A 15,305-nucleotide genomic window follows, 5' to 3' on the forward strand; every position below is an offset into this window, starting at 1 on the left:
GGCTGGTTGCGGACTGTGGTGGGGTTGCGGTGGGGTGGGTCTGCTGGTGGTCTGGGGCTGGTGCGAATGGCAGAATCGCGCAAACGGGTTGGCTGCCGCGGGGTGCGACACCCCGGCGGTGGGACCGGATCGCGATCAGGACGACGCCGGCTGGGGTGTGAGTGGAAACCGAATTCGTGCTGTCGCTCGGCGAGCAGCAGTGGACGCTGCCGGCCGGGACCGACACGATCACCATCGGCCGCGCCTCCAACGCCGACATCCGGCTGCAGGCGGACGACCAGATCTCCCGCATCCACGCCCGCCTCAACCGCGACGGCGCCACCTGGACCCTCCACGACGAGTCCCGCAACGGCACCGGCCTCAACGGCCACCGCCTGGCCGCCCCCACCCCCCTCACCACCGGCGACCGAATCCACATCGGCCGCTCAGTCCTCACCTTCCACAAATCCACCACCCCCACCCCCCACCCCGCAGACTCCCCTCCTCCTCCCGCTCCCGCCCTACGCCCCTCCCCGGCACCTCCCGCCCCACCCGAGCAGTCCGTGCAGCTCGCGCCGTCCGTGCAGTCCGCGCAGCCCGCCCCGCCTGCGCAGCCCGCCCCATCCGCGCAGCCCGCCCCGCCCCCGCAGTCCGCACAGTCGACACAGTCCGCGCCACCCGCACCGTCCGACGCGGACCTCCGTCAGCCCTCAGACGCACTGAACCGCCCCGCTGCCAGCACGCCCGCCAGCGCCCCCGCCCCGCCCCCGCTCCCCACCCGCCCCGCTCCGACCGCGTTCCCCAGCGCGCCCACCCCCGGAGCCCCGTCACCCTCCGTCGCACCCGGCACCGGATCCACCGCGCCGGCCGCAGAGGCGCCGTACGCCGACTCCCCGCCCACCAGCCGCCACAGCACCGAACCGCCACGGCCAGCTCAGCACGGCACACCTGACACGGCGAACGACCCAAACCCGTTCACCCCACCCAACCAACTCCCCGCCACCAGGACCCCCTCCCCACAACCAACCCAGCCACCCAGCGCCAGCCCGTTCGCCCAACCAGACCAGGCGGCCAGCGCGAACCCGTTCGGGCAGGTAGAGCAGGTGTCGGGTGGCAGTAACCCGTTGGCGCCGGTCGAGGGTGCAGAGGACGGGTCGACCAGGCGCACCGGTGGTGCGGCGGCGTACGACGCACCTTCGAACCTGCAGTACACGCCCAGCGCAGACGCTGACGGGTACGTGGTCGGCGCGGAAGCTGGTGGGCAGGACAACGACCGGGGAGCCGACGGCTACGGTCGCGGGACAGACGCGGACGGGTACGCGCCTGGTGCGGACCCCGACGAGTACCAGGTCGGGGCAGACGGATACGGCGCGGGAGCCGACGGGTACCAGGTCGGTGCCGACGGGCACGACGCGGCAGCCGACGGGTATCAGGTCGGGGCGGACGCGGACGGGTACGGCGGTGGCGCGGGAGCTGATGGGTACGGCTCCGACGCCGATGGGTACCCGGCTGGGGCGGATGTCGGCGGGTATGAGGCGGATGGTGGGTATGGGGCTGCGGGAGTGGTTCCTGGGTTTGAGGTGGGGGACGGGGGGACGTGGGCGGCTTATCCGTCGGCGGACAATCCGGAGCCGGTGCGGTCGCCGTGGGAGATTTCCGCGCAGATCGACCAGTCGGAAGCGAACTGGAATCAGCCCGCGAGCTGGCCGGACCCATCCGCTGCGGGCGCCGACCACCGGGTGGGTCGCGACCCGCGGACGGGTGGCGAGCAGCGGGCCGGTGGCGAGCAGCGATCGGTCGGGCGGGAGCGTCGTACAGCGGGACGCGACCGGCAGACCGAGGGAGGCGAGCGCCAGGCCCCGGGCGGCGAGCGTCAGGCGGCAGTCGGCGAGCGTCGGGCCCCGGGCGGCGAGCGTCAGGCGGCAGTCGGCGAGCGTCGGGCCGCGGGTGGCGAGCGTCAGACGTCACGGGGCGACCGGCGTGCGGTTGGGCGCGAGCGGCGGTCGGCTAAGGCGGGTCAGTTGGCTGGTGGCGACGACCGGAGGTCGGAGCAGGCTGGGGTGGAGCGGGGTGCGGGCGCCGGGGACGATGCCGTCGGGACGGTGCGGTTGTCGCGGGTGTTGATTGCTGCTGGTGCGGTGATTGTGCTCGGGGTGGTTGTGAACCTTGTCGTCACGTTCCTCGCCGACGGACCCGGCGGCGTGCTCCGGTGGTTGGTCCCGCCGGGTATCGCGCTCGTGGTCGCGATGGTTCTCGCAGTGGTTGATGCGGCGCTCCCGAAGTACCACCGACCGGGCCGGCTCGACGTGTCGGTAATCGTCGCGATCGCCGTGGTGCTCGTCGGCGTCGGGGTCGGCGGGTTCGCGCTGACGGCAGGCGCGCAGTCCCTCGGCGGTTACCTGACCGGCAACGAGACCGGCGAGGACCGCCTGATCAAACCGGTCTCGAAGCCCGGCACCGGTGTCACGATGACCGTCGAGAACGTCACGTATACGAGCCACTTCACCCGCGTCGAGGTCAAGCTGGTCAACACCGCCAAGCAGGCGATCACGGTCCCGATCGACGGTACGACGTTCACCGCCGCCGACGGCACCGCGCTGCGCGTCGACCCGGGCCGCAGCGCCTGGCCGAGCAAGATCGCGACCGGCGGCACCGAGCACGGCACGCTCACGTTCAAGGGTCACCTTCCGGACAGAGCCACTACGGCGGTGCTCACGTTCAAGTCCGGCACCACGTCGTTCGCCATCTCCAAGATCGCCCTCAGCAGCTGACCTCGAGCACCCTCCCAGCCGACTTACATCGAAAATTGATATAGTCGGCTGCAATGCACCGCCATGGTGCGCAGGGAGGAGCGACGTCATGCTGGACGTCGACCGGTTGACCACGGTCATCGAGGACTTCAACACGATCTTCATCCGCCTCCCGTCGGTACGTCGGCTCAACTTCTCGGCGCTCTCGGTCCTGCACACGCTCCACCGGCGCGGACCGCTGCGCCTCACCGACCTGCTGGCGACCGAGCAGCTGAAGCAACCCGCCCTCACCAGCCTGGTCGCGAAACTCGAGCAGGACGGTCTCGTCCAGCGCCGCCCCGACCCCGCCGACGGCCGAGCCAGCCTGCTGTCACTGACCGACACCGGCCAGGAGCTCGTCCGATCCCGGCACGCGAACCGCGTCGCGAAGCTGGCCGCGCTCGTCGAGCAGCTCACCCCCGACGAGCGCGCAGTACTCACGGGCTCGATCGACGTACTCCACCGCCTGACCACACTCGCCGAGGACACCCCATGATTCCCACGCCCATCGCCGTACCCGAGGAGGTCCTCGACGACCTCCGCCGCCGCCTGCGCGCGACCAAGTGGCCGCGCGACGCCGGCAACGACGACGGTTTCTACGGAGTACGCCGTACCCGCCTGCAGCCGCTCGTCGAGTACTGGGCGGACGGTTTCGACTGGCGCGCGGCCGAGCGGGCGATCAACGCGTACGACCACTACCGCGTCGACGTCGGCGACGTACCGGTGCACTTCCTGCGCCGGCCAGGTGTCGGTCCGCGGCCGATCCCGTTGATCCTGAGTCACGGCTGGCCGTGGACGTTCTGGCACTGGTCGAAGGTGATCGACCGGCTCGCGGACCCCGCGTCGTACGGCGGCGATCCGGCGGACGCGTTCGACGTGATCGTCCCGTCGCTGCCAGGGTTCGGGTTCTCGACGCCGACCCGGCCGGACATGAACTTCTGGAAGATCGCCGACGTGTGGCACGAGCTGATGACGGGCGTCCTCGGGTTCCCGAACTACGCCGCGGCCGGCTGTGACGTCGGCGCGCTGGTGACGGGGCAGCTCGGCCACAAGTACGCCGATGAGCTCTACGGGATCCATATCGGGTCGGCGCTGAAACTCTCGTTCTTCAACGGTGACCGCGGCTGGGACTTCAGCGGCGGCAAACCGATCCCGGACGGGCTGCCGCCGGCGCTCCACGCCCGCGTCATCGAGTTCGACCGCCGTTTCGCCGCGCACCTCGCCACGCACGTACTGGACCCGAGCACCCTCGGCTTCGGTCTCGCCGACTCCCCCGCCGGTATGCTCGCGTGGATCCTGGAACGCTGGCAGAGCTGGTCGGACGGCAACAAGGCGTTCACCGACGACGACCTGCTCACGCACGCGACGATCTTCTGGGCGGGCAACGCGATCGACACCTCGATCCGCACGTACGCCAACAACAACCGCTACCCGTGGACGCCGTCCCACGACCGTACGCCGGCGATCGAGGCCCCGACCGGCATCACGTTCGTCGGCCACGAGGACCCGCCCGGCGTCCACACTCCTGAGGAACGCGTGCAGAACTTCCTCGCGAGCGACCGCGCCGCCTGGTACAACCACATCAACATCACCGCCCACCCGAACGGCGGCCACTTCATTCCGTGGGAGCTGCCAACGGAATGGACCGACGACCTCAGGCGGACGTTCCGCGATCTCCGGTGAAGAACTGCATCGTACCGGCGTCCGCGGGCAGGTAGGTCTCGACCGCAATCTCCTCGAGCGTGATGTCGAACGCGGTGCCGAACGTGGCGACGGTGCCGAGGAACGCCAGGTCGGTACCGCGGTGCGGGTACGGCTCGTGCGCCCGGACGAACTGTTCGAGTGCCGCGCGGACCCGCGTCATGTCCGGAGCGTCCAGCGGTGTTTGCCGGTACACGGGCGCGTGGCCGGCCGCGACCAGCAGGCGGTTGCCACGTGGTCGTCCATTACCTGATGAGCACGCCCGAACCCACCCGGGCCATCACAATTGGGCGCCCGCCGCGAACCCCACGCTCGAGCGTGCCGACGGTGGGCAATTGTGATGGCCTGGCGATCCCGCGGTCAGTGATCGCGCAGCGCGCCGTGGTCGTGGCGTTCGCCGCGGACCAGGTGCAGGCGGAGCTGCTGGGCGATCGTGTCCGGCGCGTTCTCGTCGGGCGCGTTGTGGTCGAGGTCCGGGAGGATCCGGAACTCGGCGTTCGGCAGGATCGTGGCGAGGCGCGGCAGGACGCCGGTCAGGTACGCGGGCGACTTGGCGCCACCGAGGAGCAGTGCCCTCGACGCGATCCCGGCGTACCGGCTGCCGTCGGAGTCGAGGCGGAGGATCTCACCGATCTCGCCCGGGGTCGTCGGCATCATGTCGCGCATCTCACGGCTACCGGGCCCGCGGACGAGCAGCAGGGCGACCGCCCACAGCAACGGTACGGCGCGGAACGGCAACAAATCCGTGCCTTTCAGGAACGTGGCCATCGCGGCCACGCGCCGGCCCGCGTCGAGTTGCCGGGTGAACTCACCCAGCCAACTCCCGTCGAACGACCCGTCGATACTCACGCCGGGCTCGTACGCGATCAAGGAATCCAACGGCCGCCGCAACCCCACCTGAAGCGCAACCAACCCGCCGTAGCTGTGCCCGAACACCGCACGGGCCCCCGTGTGTTCCAGCACCGCGAGTACGTCGTCAACGTCGGTCTCCACGCTGTACGCCGGACCGCGCGCGGCACTCGCCCCACGCCCACGCCGCTCGACCACATGCACCGTATGGGCCCCCGCCAACGCCCGAGCCAGCCGCCCGTACTGATGCGCCCGACGATTGTTCCCCGGCACCACAACCACCCCGGGCCCAGCCCCCATGCTGAGGACCTCTATCGTCGCCCCGTCATCGCCCACGACGGCCGTCCGCTGCCACTCACCTGTCGGCACCCCACTCATGCGCGTCCTCCCCTTCTCCACGCCCCAGGGTCTCCCGGCCCACTGGCACCCGACTGACATCTGTCTGGCACAACGCGCCAGCAACCCGATATCTGCCCGGATCGGACACATTCATCGCCCGGGAGACCTTCCAGCGGCGGCAGGTAGGACTCGGCGCGAACTCAGGCGGTCGCGCCGAGCTGGCGGAGCAGGCCCAACTGGTCGACCAGCCCCCAGTGCTCGACGATCTGGCCGCCGGCGATCCGGACGATGTCCATCACCTCGAAGCGAACCTTCGCCCCGGTCGGCGCGACACCCAGGAAGTCCCCGGTGTGGACGCCCGTGACCACCTTGTACGTGACGACCCTGTCGCCCTCTGCGAGCTGCTCGAGCACTTCGGCGCCGAAGTTGTCGAAGGCCGCGTGGAACAGGTCGAAGATCGCCTTGACCTCGGCGGGCCCACCGGGCGCGTCCGGGAACATCGGGGTGTGGTTGACGAGCGACGGCGACACCGTTGCGTAGAGCACCTGCTGGTCGTCGCCGACCTGGTAGTCGTTGATGAAGCGCTTCATGATCGCCTTGTTGGTCTCGAGCAAACCGGTACGCACGGCGTCCGGCAGACCCAGCCGGCGAGCGACGGCCGCAGCCGTTTCACAATTCGCCAGCGTGTAGCCGGCCGTCATCCCGCGCGAGTGCAACAAGCCCGATCGAACCGTTCGCAACCGCTCGCCGGGCGGCGACTCGCGAGTGATCTCGGGCAGGTAGCCGAAGCATGATGTCCCGCGGCCGGGTGAAGTCGGCGGCCATCGAAGCGCGCTTGATCGACATCTCGTCCGCGAACAGCGCGGTCACCTCGTGTGAGTACGCCGTACACCCGATGTGCTGTAGAAGCGCGGCATAGAACACGTGGCTCACCGCGTCCTCGGACCACCCGCAGTTGCGAGCGAGCTGAACGGCGATCAGTGCCGTCCGGGCGGCCGAGCCGACCGGCAACCCCATCCCGAGATCTGCCACCGACGACAGCGCGACCACCAGCTCCGCCAGCCGAACCGCCGTCCCCCGATCGTCGCCCCTCGTCTTCTCCCCCACGCCGCCAGCGTGCGCCCCGTCCCGCGGCGGCCGCAATGCAGGAGCGTCAGCGGATCGCGGCCGCCTGTTGCTGGTACGCCGGAACGAGTTCGGACCAGCGCGACTCGAGGTCGGGGGGATCTTGGTGGGTGAGGTAGGCGGCGAGGTTCTCGGCGTGGACCTGCCAGCCGGCGCCGTAGTACTCGAGCTTGTCGAGGGGGAGGCCGCGGACCTCGATGGCGAGGATGGTTTGCGGGCCGTCGGGGGTGAGGGTCGCTTCGATGGTCTGCTCGAAGGGCGCCGGGCCGGTGCCACGGCCGGCGGACTCCTCCGACTCACGGCTGGTGATCCGGAGCCGTCGCGGCGGTTCGCAGGTGTCGACGCGGCAGATGCCCTCCAGGTCGGCGGACTCCAGGTACACGGTGAACGCGCCGCCGGGACGCAGGTTTCCCTCGACCTTCCCGTACCACCGGGCAAGCCGCTCCGGGTCGGTCACCGCCGCCCACAGGTCGTCGATATCGGTGTCGTAGCGGGCCTCGACCCGCACCACACCCTTACCCTCAGTCACTCCCAGTCGGCCCAGGATCCTGTTCGTCATCGCCCAACTCCCTCCGTCGGTCATATGTAACCACTCGCATACGTAACCGTCAAGGTACATACATGCCGGACCAACGAAAAACGCGCAGCTCAGCTCGGCTGACCTGCGCGTTCTCTAGGGGTGGAGGTGGCGGGAATCGAACCCGCGTCCTTCGGCGTCGCTTCAAGGCTTCTCCGGGCGCAGTCTGAATGGCGCTTTTCTCAGCCCCAGCGTTTGTACAGACGTCTCGCTGACAGGCTCAGTCACTGTAAATGTCCCGTACTAACCCCGTGACCGGGCTAGCAAAGCAAGCTCTCTAAATGAGGCCAGGAACCGGGGCGAGAGCATCCCCGGGCTGACCGCTTCTTTAAGTGCTCAGGCCGTCAGGCGGCGAGAGCGAAGCTACTGCGCTGTGAATTGGCAGTTATTGGTTTCCAGAGATCGTTTACGAGATAACCCTGGATCCTCGGCCCGCTTCCCTTGGAACGTACGTCCAAAGTCGAAACCGTTCACCCCCTGTTGAGTTGTCAAACTCCCACCCGTACCGCGGTGGAAGATCCACACTACCAAGTCCAACAGGCTGCCCGCACCTGACATTCCCCTACTTGATCAGCCGCACGGTGAAGGGGTAGCGGAACTTGCCGCCCGCTGCGGTGGCGAGGCCCCCGAGGCCGGTCAGCAGGAACCAGAGGATCCCGAGCACCGGGAACAGGAACGACAGGAAACCGTGCGTGACGCCGGTCGCGATTCCCAGCAGCGCGAACGCCCCGAACGCGGTCAGCTGGAAGTTCAGCGCCTCGACGGCGTGCCGGCGTACGGCGGGATTCTTCTGGCCGGCGACGACCAGGGCCGGGCCGACGAACGACGTCGGGTACCCGAGCCAGTGCGCGATCGTGCCCATCCCACGCCCGTCGCCGCGGTAGGTCTGCAGCGGCGCCGGCCGGGTGAAGGCGGCCGGGGCGAACGTCGGGACCGGCCGGGAGACCAGCCCGTCGAACGAGCTGTTCAGCTCGGCCCGAGTGCGGGACTTCAGGGCCTTCTCGAGCCGGAGGTCGAACTCCATGTGGTCCAGCCGACCGTCGGCGTACATTTCTTTCAGGATCTCGACAGCCCGGTCCCGTTGGGCCGGCGTCACCAGCAGCTCTGATGTGGACATGCTTCCACTGTGCGCGCCGCCGGCCGCCCACCCCATCGGGTTCGCCCCGGAGCGAGCCCTGACCGAACCCGGAAGGCGCTAAAGACCTCGCACTAGAGCCCTCTACTGCCGTCTGCGGTCCGAGAGGGCGCGTTGGGCCTCGCGGTTTGCCTGGCGTTCGGCGAGGGCGTGGCGTTTGTCGTAGTCCTTCTTGCCGCGACCGGTGCCGAGCTCGACCTTCGCGTAGCCGTCCTTGAAGTACAGCGACAGCGGGATCAGCGACACCCCTTGCTGCTCGACCTCGCGGATCAGTTTCTGTACTTCGTCCTTGTGCAGCAGCAGCTTGCGCGTACGACGGGGCTCGTGGTTCGTCCACGTGCCGTGCTTGTACTCCGGGATGTGCATGCCCTGCAGCCAGAGCTCGTTCCCGCGGACGGCGGCGAACGCGTCGACGAGGGAGGCCCGGCCCTGCCGGAGGGACTTGACCTCGGTCCCTGTCAGCACCAGCCCGGCCTCCACCACGTCCTCGATGTGGTAGTCGTGTCGCGCCTTACGGTTCTGCGCGATCGGCTTCTCCCGGCCGGACTGTTTCACCATCCGCCCATTATCGCAGGTAGCTCACAGCCACTTCATCGGATTAACCACGCGGCCGTCCTGGTAGACCATGAAGTGCAAGTGGCAGCCGGTGGAGTACCCGGTGGTTCCGGCGTACCCGATGATCTCGCCCTTGCTGACCCGCTCGCCGACGTGCGCCTTGTACCGCGAGAGGTGGTTGTAGACGGTGGTGATGGACGACCCGTCGATCACACCATGTGACACGAACAAGCGGTTCCCGTAACCACCGTTGTAGTACTTGTCCGTCACCACCCCGTCGGCTGCCGCATGGATCGGCGTACCGCAGGGAGCGCGGAAGTCGGTGCCGTCGTGCAGCTTCCAGTAGTGCAGAACCGGATGAAAACGCATTCCGTACGGCGACGTGATGTAGCTGCTGACCGGGTAGCTCAACCCGCCGCCTCCGGAGGACGGCGGATCGTCCGGGATGTTCCGCGGCTTGCGGTTCTCCTTGCGTGCCTTCGCCCGCTCCGCCGCCTCGGCGGCAGCCTTCCGGCGCGCGGCGGCCGCCTTCTCCGCCTTCGCCCGCGCGATCAGGAGCTGTTCGACCCGGTTCCGCTCCCGCAGCAGCGAGTTGTACTGCGCCAGCTCGGAGTTCTTCTCCTTCTCGGCGGCCTTGAACGCGGTCAGCTTGACCTTCGCGATCGCCGCGGCCTCGGCCCGGTCGGCCGCGACCTGCTTGGTCAGCTCGGTGACCCGCTTCACCGTTGCGGCCGCCTCGGCGCGCGCGGCCTCGGACTCCTTCTCCGCGGCCGCGACCTTGACCCGCTTGCTGGCCAGTTGCGCCTGCGCGTTGTTCAGGTTGGTGATCGCGTTGCTCTGGATGCCGAAGACGTTCCGCTGGACCTGCATGCCGGTCGCGATGTCGGCCGGCGCAGCACCACGCAGCGCGATCGACAGCCCCACCAGGCCGTTCTGCTGCTGGTACGCCGACCGTACGGCGCGACCCGCGACGGACCGCTTCTCCGCGATCAGCTTCTCGCCCGCCTCGACGTCGGAAACCGCTGTACGCAACGCCGCCTCGGCCGCGGCAAGCTTGCCCGCGGCAACCGCATCGGCGGCCTTCGCGGCGGCGAGCTGCCCCTGCGCGGCGGCGTACCGGACCTGGACGGCCTGGTACTTCACGACGGCTTGGTTGTATGCGGCAACGGACTTGCCGAGCTGGTCGGACGCGTCGTCGAGATCGGCCTTCTGCTGGCCGAGCTGCGCGTCGAGTTGCTTCTTCTTGGCGGCTGGATCGGGCGGTTTCGCCTCCGCGGACGGAGCGGACGGAACCGCCGCCAGGACGCCGGCGGACAGGGACAGGACAAGGCAGCAAGCGGCAACCACAGTCTGCCGGCCCGGCGGTCGCTTGCGTGATCGCGGGTACGGCGTGGTGGAGGTGCCGGTGCTGTCGTCTCGCTTGATGCTCCCCCGCTCACGCGGGTTCGCACCGGGGAAGTGCGGGACCACAGGTCGACCCCTTGCTCTGGATGAAGTTTTGAATTAACAACGGGTGTGCGGTGCAGGAGTGACTGCTGTTACTCCTGTTACTGCACGATAGGTCACCCGGGTCAGACTTTGAGGTATTTCCGCGTTGTCAGGAATGTCGGGATCACGGCCAGGACCAGGCCGACGACGACCATGATCAGCGTGGCGCGGAAGGTTTCGGTCGCGCCGACCCACTGCCAGACGCGGAACGTCTCCGCGGCCCGCTGCATGACCACGAAGTACACGCCGATCCACAAGGTGCCGCAGGCAAAGACCGCGCCGATCAGCGCCGCCAGCACCGCTTCGAGCAGGAACGGCAGCTGGATGTAGAAGTTCGAGGCGCCCACCAGGCGCATGATGCCTATCTCCCGTCTCCGGGCGTACGCCGCCAGCCGGATCGTGTTGGAGATCTGCATCAGGGCCGCGACCAGCAGCAAGCCGGCCGAGATCAGCGCGCCGACCTGCAGCCCGTTGAGGGCCTTGAAGAGCGGATCGAGGTACTGGCGGAGGTCCTGGACGGTGTCGACTCCGGGGAGACCGGCGACGGCGCTGACCAGGTTCTGATATCGCTGTGGATCTCGCAGCTTGACCCGGAAGGACTCCTGCATCTGGTCCTCGGTGACCGTGCTGACGATCGGCGAGTCCTTGTACAGCTTCTTGAACGACTCGAACGCTTCCTTCTTCGACTCCGCGAACACGCCGTCGGGCGCGGTGTCCGGGTTCGTCTGGATGACCTGCTGGATCCGGTTCTTCTGCTCCTGGGTCACCTCGGCGCCGGAACAGCCGCGGCCGCCGGAGTCCTTGGTGCACAGGAACACCGAGATCTGGATCTTGTCGTACCAGTTCCCCTTCATCAGGTCGACCTGCTCGCGGGCGAGCAGCGCGCTGCCGAACAGCGACAGCGAGACCCAGATGGTGACGACGACCGCGATCGTCATCGAGAGGTTCCGCTTCAGGCCGATCCCGAGGTCGGAGAGGATGTAGTTCAAGCGCATCAGTCAGTCAGTCCCCTGGTCAGTGCTGGTAGCCGTAGACGCCACGCGACTCGTCGCGGACGACATGGCCGTTCTCCAGCTCGATCACGCGCTTGCGCATCTGGTCGACGATCGAGACGTCGTGGGTGGCCATCACCACGGTCGTCCCGGTCCGGTTGATCCGGTCCAGCAGCTTCATGATGCCGACCGACGTACCGGGGTCGAGGTTTCCGGTGGGCTCGTCGGCGATCAGGATCATCGGCCGGTTCACGAACGCGCGGGCGATCGCGACGCGCTGCTGCTCACCGCCGGACAGTTCGTCCGGCATCCGGTCCTCCTTGCCGTCCAGACCGACCAGCTCGAGGACCTCGGGAACCGTCTTGCGGATGTGCGCGCGAGGCTTGCCGATCACCTGCAGCGCGAACGCGACGTTCTCCGCGACGGTCTTGTTCGGCAGCAGCCGGAAGTCCTGGAACACGGTGCCGATCTGGCGCCGCATCTGCGGGATCCGCCAGCTGGCGAGCCGGTTCAGGTCCTTGCCGGCCACCATGATGTGGCCCTTGGACGTCCGGTGCTCACGCAGTACGAGCCGGAGGAACGTCGACTTGCCGGACCCGGAGGTTCCGACCAGGAAGACGAACTCGCCCTTCTCGATCTCGACGTTGACGTTCAGCAGAGCGGCCTTGGACTGGCCCTCGTACGTCTTGGACACATTCTCGAAGCGGATCACGGGATCATCCGGCCGTGGTCGGGAACAGGGAGCGGCGCGACGGTAACCACGAAGTGCACCGTACGCCACCGGAGCGGCCGGCGATCAGTCTAGGCGCTCCACGGCGTGCCGCCGACCAGACGTGCCGGTCCGTACACGCCCGTCCGATACCCGGTGCGTTTGAAACGGGTGTCTGTCAGGCCGGGGCCGGGGAGGGCGAGCCGTTGCCGTTGTCGGGGCGGGCGTCGGCGATCCGGGCCACGCCGGCGTCGGGTTTGCGGCCGGCCCGCCGGGCGGCCTCGACGTGCAACCTGGCGATCTCGACAGCCTGGCGGGAGACCGTCACGGTCTTCTTCTCAGCCATGGTCACTGTCTCCCTCGACGACCTCGATGTCTGCGTCCGCGATATCAGCGTACGCGGCCGCGCCGACCCGGTCGATCGCTACCGCGGCGGTCAGCGCGGCGACCAGATCGTAGTCCTCGGGCTGTAACAGCTCCGACCTCATGAGTGAACGCAGCGTCACCACACCGGCATCCGTCCCGGCGTCCTCGCCCTCGAGAATCTGCTCCACCGCCCACCGGACCATCCGCATGGTCTCCTCACGGTGCCGCCAGGTGTCGAGCTCCCGGTCGGACTTCCGCGTCAGGTACGACCCCAGGAACACGCCGCCGAGCGCGAGCAGTGGACTCAGCACCGTCATCACGACGCCGACGATCGAGATCCAGGTAGGGATCACGGACACGTCCTCCCAATTCCGTGGTCTTGATCGGTTGATGATGCTACGAAGGAGCATCCCACCCACCACCGACAAGGGTGTGGCGCCCAGGAGACACACCCTCACCAGGATGACAAGGAGCAAGGTCACTGTGACGGACGAGCAGGACTGCTACGACGTGTTCGTGCAGGGGACGGTGTTCCTCGACATCGTGATGACCGGTCTGACGACCGCGCCGACCACCGGCACGGAGATCTTCGCCGAGGGTATGGGGTCGTGCCCGGGCGGTGTCGCGAACTTCGCGATCGCGGCCGCGCGGCTCGGTCTGCAGACCGGACTCGCCTCGGTGTTCGGCGACGACGCGTACGCCGACTTCTGCTGGCGGACCCTCGCGGACCAGGAGGGCGTGGACCTGTCGCACTCGCGGCGGATCGGCCACTGGCATTCGCCGGTCACCGTGTCGATGTCGATCGATCGGGACCGCGCGATGGTCACGCACGCACACGAGGCGCCGGGCGATCCGAGCAAGCTGGTCGGGCCAGGCCTGAAGACGCGGTCCGCCATCGTTCCGGTGGCGGAGGAGCTACCGGGCTGGACGGTCGAGGCGCGGCAGTCCGGAGCGCTGCTGTTCGGCGACGTCGGCTGGGATCCGACCGACGAGTGGTCCCCGGCCGTGCTCGACGTACTGGAGGGCTTCCACGCGTTCACGCCGAATGCGGGTGAGGCGATGGCCTACACCCGCACCGACACCCCGAAGGCCGCGCTGCACAAGCTGGCCGACCGCGTTCCGCTCGCGGTCGTGACGAACGGCGCGGACGGCGTACTCGCAATCGACTCGGAGACCGGCGAGGAGGAGCAGGTGCCGGCGCTGCCGGTGCGTTCGTACGACCCGACCGGCGCCGGCGACGTGTTCCTCGCCTCGCTCGTCCTCGGCACCCTCCGCGGCTGGCCGCTCGCCCACCGCCTTGCCTTCAGCAACCTGTGTGCGGGCCTGTCGGTCCAGCACTTCGGCGGCTCCCTCGCGGCGCCCGGCTGGGGCGACATCATCGACTGGGTCCGCGACCACAGCCGGCACCGCCCCGGCGACGTCGACCCCGCCGTACTCCAGCACTACGCCTTCATCGGCGACGTCCTCCCCGCCGGTCCGGTCCCGATCGTCCGCCGCGCCTCAGCCACGATCGCGCGCCTGTCGGACGCCTGAGGCGCTGACCGTCACGGCGACGAGGGCGAGCAGCAGGCCACCGGCCAGGAACCCCAGCGACGGCGCGGCGTGTTGGAGCACCAGCCCGGCGGTCGCCGATCCGGCGGCGGAGCCGAGGTTGTTGGCGGTGTTGATCCAGGTGCTCGCCTCGGTCCGTTGGTGCGGCGGCGTCACGTCGTCGGCCGCCAGGTACGACACCACGAACAGCGGGGCCACCGCGGCACCGGCAAGGCCCAGCACAGCCCCGAGCACGATCAGGTCGGTCACGAACGACGCCGCGAGCAGCCCGGTGCCCAGTACAGCGATCAGCCCGCCAAGGTGAGCCGACCAGGAGCGGGTATGACGCCGGCGCGCCCAGAGCATACCGCCGACCACACTGCCGGCCGCGATCGCCGCCTCGACGTACCCGGCCGCTCCGGGGCGTCCCGCGTGCTGCGCGACGCCCGCCACGCAGACGTACGCCGCGCTGATTCCGGACGCGGTGACCATGATGACGAGCAAGATCCGGCGCAGACCGGAGATCACCAACGGCCCCAACGGATGCCGCGCCGGCGCCGATCCTGACATCGCAGTCGTCACCGGACTCGTCACCATCGCAAACGTGCCGACGACCATCAAAGCGGCCGAGCAGCCGAGCGCGGCAGGCGCTGATACGAGACTGATCAGCGTGCCGGCGATCAGCGGTCCACCGAGGAACAGACATTCCTCGGAGACCGCGTCGAGGGCGTACGCGCGTTCTTTCAGCGCGGAGCCCTCCGTGAGGAGTCGCCAGTTCGACCGCATCGACGGCCCCAACGGCGGCGCGAGCAGGCCGGTTGCGCCGACGAGGAGCAGTACGGCGACATCCGTCGTACCGGATGCTGCGATGGCAACCAGACCCGCGGATGCCCCGAGTGCGAGGAGCGGCAGGACGCGGCGCTGGCTGTACCGGTCGGCGAGGCGCGCCTTGTAGGGCATCGACAGCGACGCGAAGCCGAACACCGCGACCGCGGCGCCTGCCGTCGCGAAGGAATTGGTGGACTGCTGGACGGTGAAGAGCAGAGACAACGGGAGCAGGCCGTACGACAGCCGGCCGAGCAGCGCAGGCACGAACGTGCGCAGCGCCGACGGCAACAGCAGGACGTCACGGTAGCTCCCGGCACGAGTTGTGCCGGACACGAGAACGCTC

The 15,305-nt window shown here is 68.8% G+C and carries 17 protein-coding genes and 1 other RNA gene; 4 read left to right on the top strand and 14 right to left on the bottom strand.

Annotated elements, in window-relative coordinates; all coding sequences use genetic code 11:
* The first annotated feature begins 161 nt into the window (after positions 1–161).
* The 3 genes from ACWF0M_RS06075 (at position 162) to ACWF0M_RS06085 (ending at position 4,451) form a co-directional block, all read left to right on the top strand.
* Entirely contained in the window at positions 162–2,750 is a 2,589-nt protein-coding gene (locus ACWF0M_RS06075) for an FHA domain-containing protein (protein WP_452234510.1), read from the top strand.
* A gap of 88 nt (positions 2,751–2,838) precedes the next feature.
* Entirely contained in the window at positions 2,839–3,264 is a 426-nt protein-coding gene (locus ACWF0M_RS06080) for a MarR family winged helix-turn-helix transcriptional regulator (RefSeq protein WP_452234511.1), read from the top strand.
* Positions 3,261–4,451, top strand: coding sequence for an epoxide hydrolase family protein (locus tag ACWF0M_RS06085; protein WP_452234512.1), 1,191 nt, complete (start codon positions 3,261–3,263; stop codon positions 4,449–4,451). Before ACWF0M_RS06080 ends, ACWF0M_RS06085 begins: the two co-directional genes overlap by 4 nt.
* Here ACWF0M_RS06085 and ACWF0M_RS06090 read toward each other — a convergent pair.
* From ACWF0M_RS06090 to ACWF0M_RS06150, 13 genes are all read right to left on the bottom strand, one after another.
* Positions 4,423–4,632: a hypothetical protein gene (locus ACWF0M_RS06090; protein ID WP_452234513.1), complete on the bottom strand. Its 210-nt coding sequence runs from the start codon at positions 4,630–4,632 to the stop codon at positions 4,423–4,425. The genes ACWF0M_RS06085 and ACWF0M_RS06090 overlap by 29 nt on opposite strands.
* 197 nt (positions 4,633–4,829) lie before the next feature.
* Positions 4,830–5,618: an alpha/beta fold hydrolase gene (locus ACWF0M_RS06095; RefSeq protein ID WP_452234514.1), complete on the bottom strand. Its 789-nt coding sequence runs from the start codon at positions 5,616–5,618 to the stop codon at positions 4,830–4,832.
* A 239-nt stretch (positions 5,619–5,857) separates the two neighbouring features.
* Positions 5,858–6,358 (bottom strand): ester cyclase, encoded by a 501-nt coding sequence (locus tag ACWF0M_RS06100; RefSeq protein ID WP_452234515.1) that lies wholly within the window; start codon positions 6,356–6,358, stop codon positions 5,858–5,860.
* Positions 6,327–6,764: a hypothetical protein gene (locus ACWF0M_RS06105; RefSeq protein ID WP_452234516.1), complete on the bottom strand. Its 438-nt coding sequence runs from the start codon at positions 6,762–6,764 to the stop codon at positions 6,327–6,329. The genes ACWF0M_RS06100 and ACWF0M_RS06105 overlap by 32 nt, the downstream gene beginning before the upstream one ends.
* Positions 6,765–6,810: 46 nt before the next feature.
* Positions 6,811–7,341, bottom strand: coding sequence for an SRPBCC domain-containing protein (locus ACWF0M_RS06110; protein WP_452234517.1), 531 nt, complete (start codon positions 7,339–7,341; stop codon positions 6,811–6,813).
* A gap of 118 nt (positions 7,342–7,459) precedes the next feature.
* Positions 7,460–7,837, bottom strand: a transfer-messenger RNA (tmRNA) gene (ssrA, locus tag ACWF0M_RS06115).
* A gap of 84 nt (positions 7,838–7,921) precedes the next feature.
* Positions 7,922–8,476, bottom strand: a complete 555-nt coding sequence (locus ACWF0M_RS06120; protein WP_452234518.1) for a DUF4870 domain-containing protein — start codon at positions 8,474–8,476, stop codon at positions 7,922–7,924.
* Between the two features lie 102 nt (positions 8,477–8,578).
* A complete protein-coding gene (gene smpB, locus ACWF0M_RS06125; RefSeq protein ID WP_131347985.1) occupies positions 8,579–9,052 on the bottom strand; it encodes an SsrA-binding protein SmpB in 474 nt (157 codons plus the stop codon).
* A gap of 21 nt (positions 9,053–9,073) precedes the next feature.
* Positions 9,074–10,519 (bottom strand): M23 family metallopeptidase, encoded by a 1,446-nt coding sequence (locus ACWF0M_RS06130; RefSeq protein WP_452234519.1) that lies wholly within the window; start codon positions 10,517–10,519, stop codon positions 9,074–9,076.
* A 101-nt stretch (positions 10,520–10,620) separates the two neighbouring features.
* Positions 10,621–11,532 carry a permease-like cell division protein FtsX gene (ftsX, locus tag ACWF0M_RS06135; protein WP_452234520.1) on the bottom strand — a complete coding sequence of 304 codons (912 nt, stop codon included), beginning with the start codon at positions 11,530–11,532 and terminating at the stop codon, positions 10,621–10,623.
* A 19-nt stretch (positions 11,533–11,551) separates the two neighbouring features.
* A complete protein-coding gene (ftsE, locus tag ACWF0M_RS06140) occupies positions 11,552–12,241 on the bottom strand; it encodes a cell division ATP-binding protein FtsE (RefSeq protein WP_452234521.1) in 690 nt (229 codons plus the stop codon).
* A gap of 175 nt (positions 12,242–12,416) precedes the next feature.
* The gene (locus ACWF0M_RS06145) at positions 12,417–12,584 is read right to left on the bottom strand and encodes a hypothetical protein (RefSeq protein WP_452234522.1); all 168 of its coding nucleotides are present in this window, start codon (positions 12,582–12,584) and stop codon (positions 12,417–12,419) included.
* The gene (locus ACWF0M_RS06150) at positions 12,577–12,957 is read right to left on the bottom strand and encodes a hypothetical protein (RefSeq protein WP_452234523.1); all 381 of its coding nucleotides are present in this window, start codon (positions 12,955–12,957) and stop codon (positions 12,577–12,579) included. Before ACWF0M_RS06150 ends, ACWF0M_RS06145 begins: the two co-directional genes overlap by 8 nt.
* A 109-nt stretch (positions 12,958–13,066) precedes the next feature.
* Between ACWF0M_RS06150 and ACWF0M_RS06155 the strand changes: the two genes are divergently transcribed.
* A complete protein-coding gene (locus ACWF0M_RS06155; protein ID WP_452234524.1) occupies positions 13,067–14,137 on the top strand; it encodes a carbohydrate kinase family protein in 1,071 nt (356 codons plus the stop codon).
* Here ACWF0M_RS06155 and ACWF0M_RS06160 read toward each other — a convergent pair.
* The gene (locus tag ACWF0M_RS06160) at positions 14,105–15,295 is read right to left on the bottom strand and encodes an MFS transporter (RefSeq protein ID WP_452234525.1); all 1,191 of its coding nucleotides are present in this window, start codon (positions 15,293–15,295) and stop codon (positions 14,105–14,107) included. The two genes, ACWF0M_RS06155 and ACWF0M_RS06160, sit on opposite strands and share 33 nt — an antisense overlap.
* Positions 15,296–15,305: the final 10 nt, after the last annotated feature.

The sequence above is a fragment of the Kribbella sp. NPDC055110 genome, from assembly GCF_053607525.1.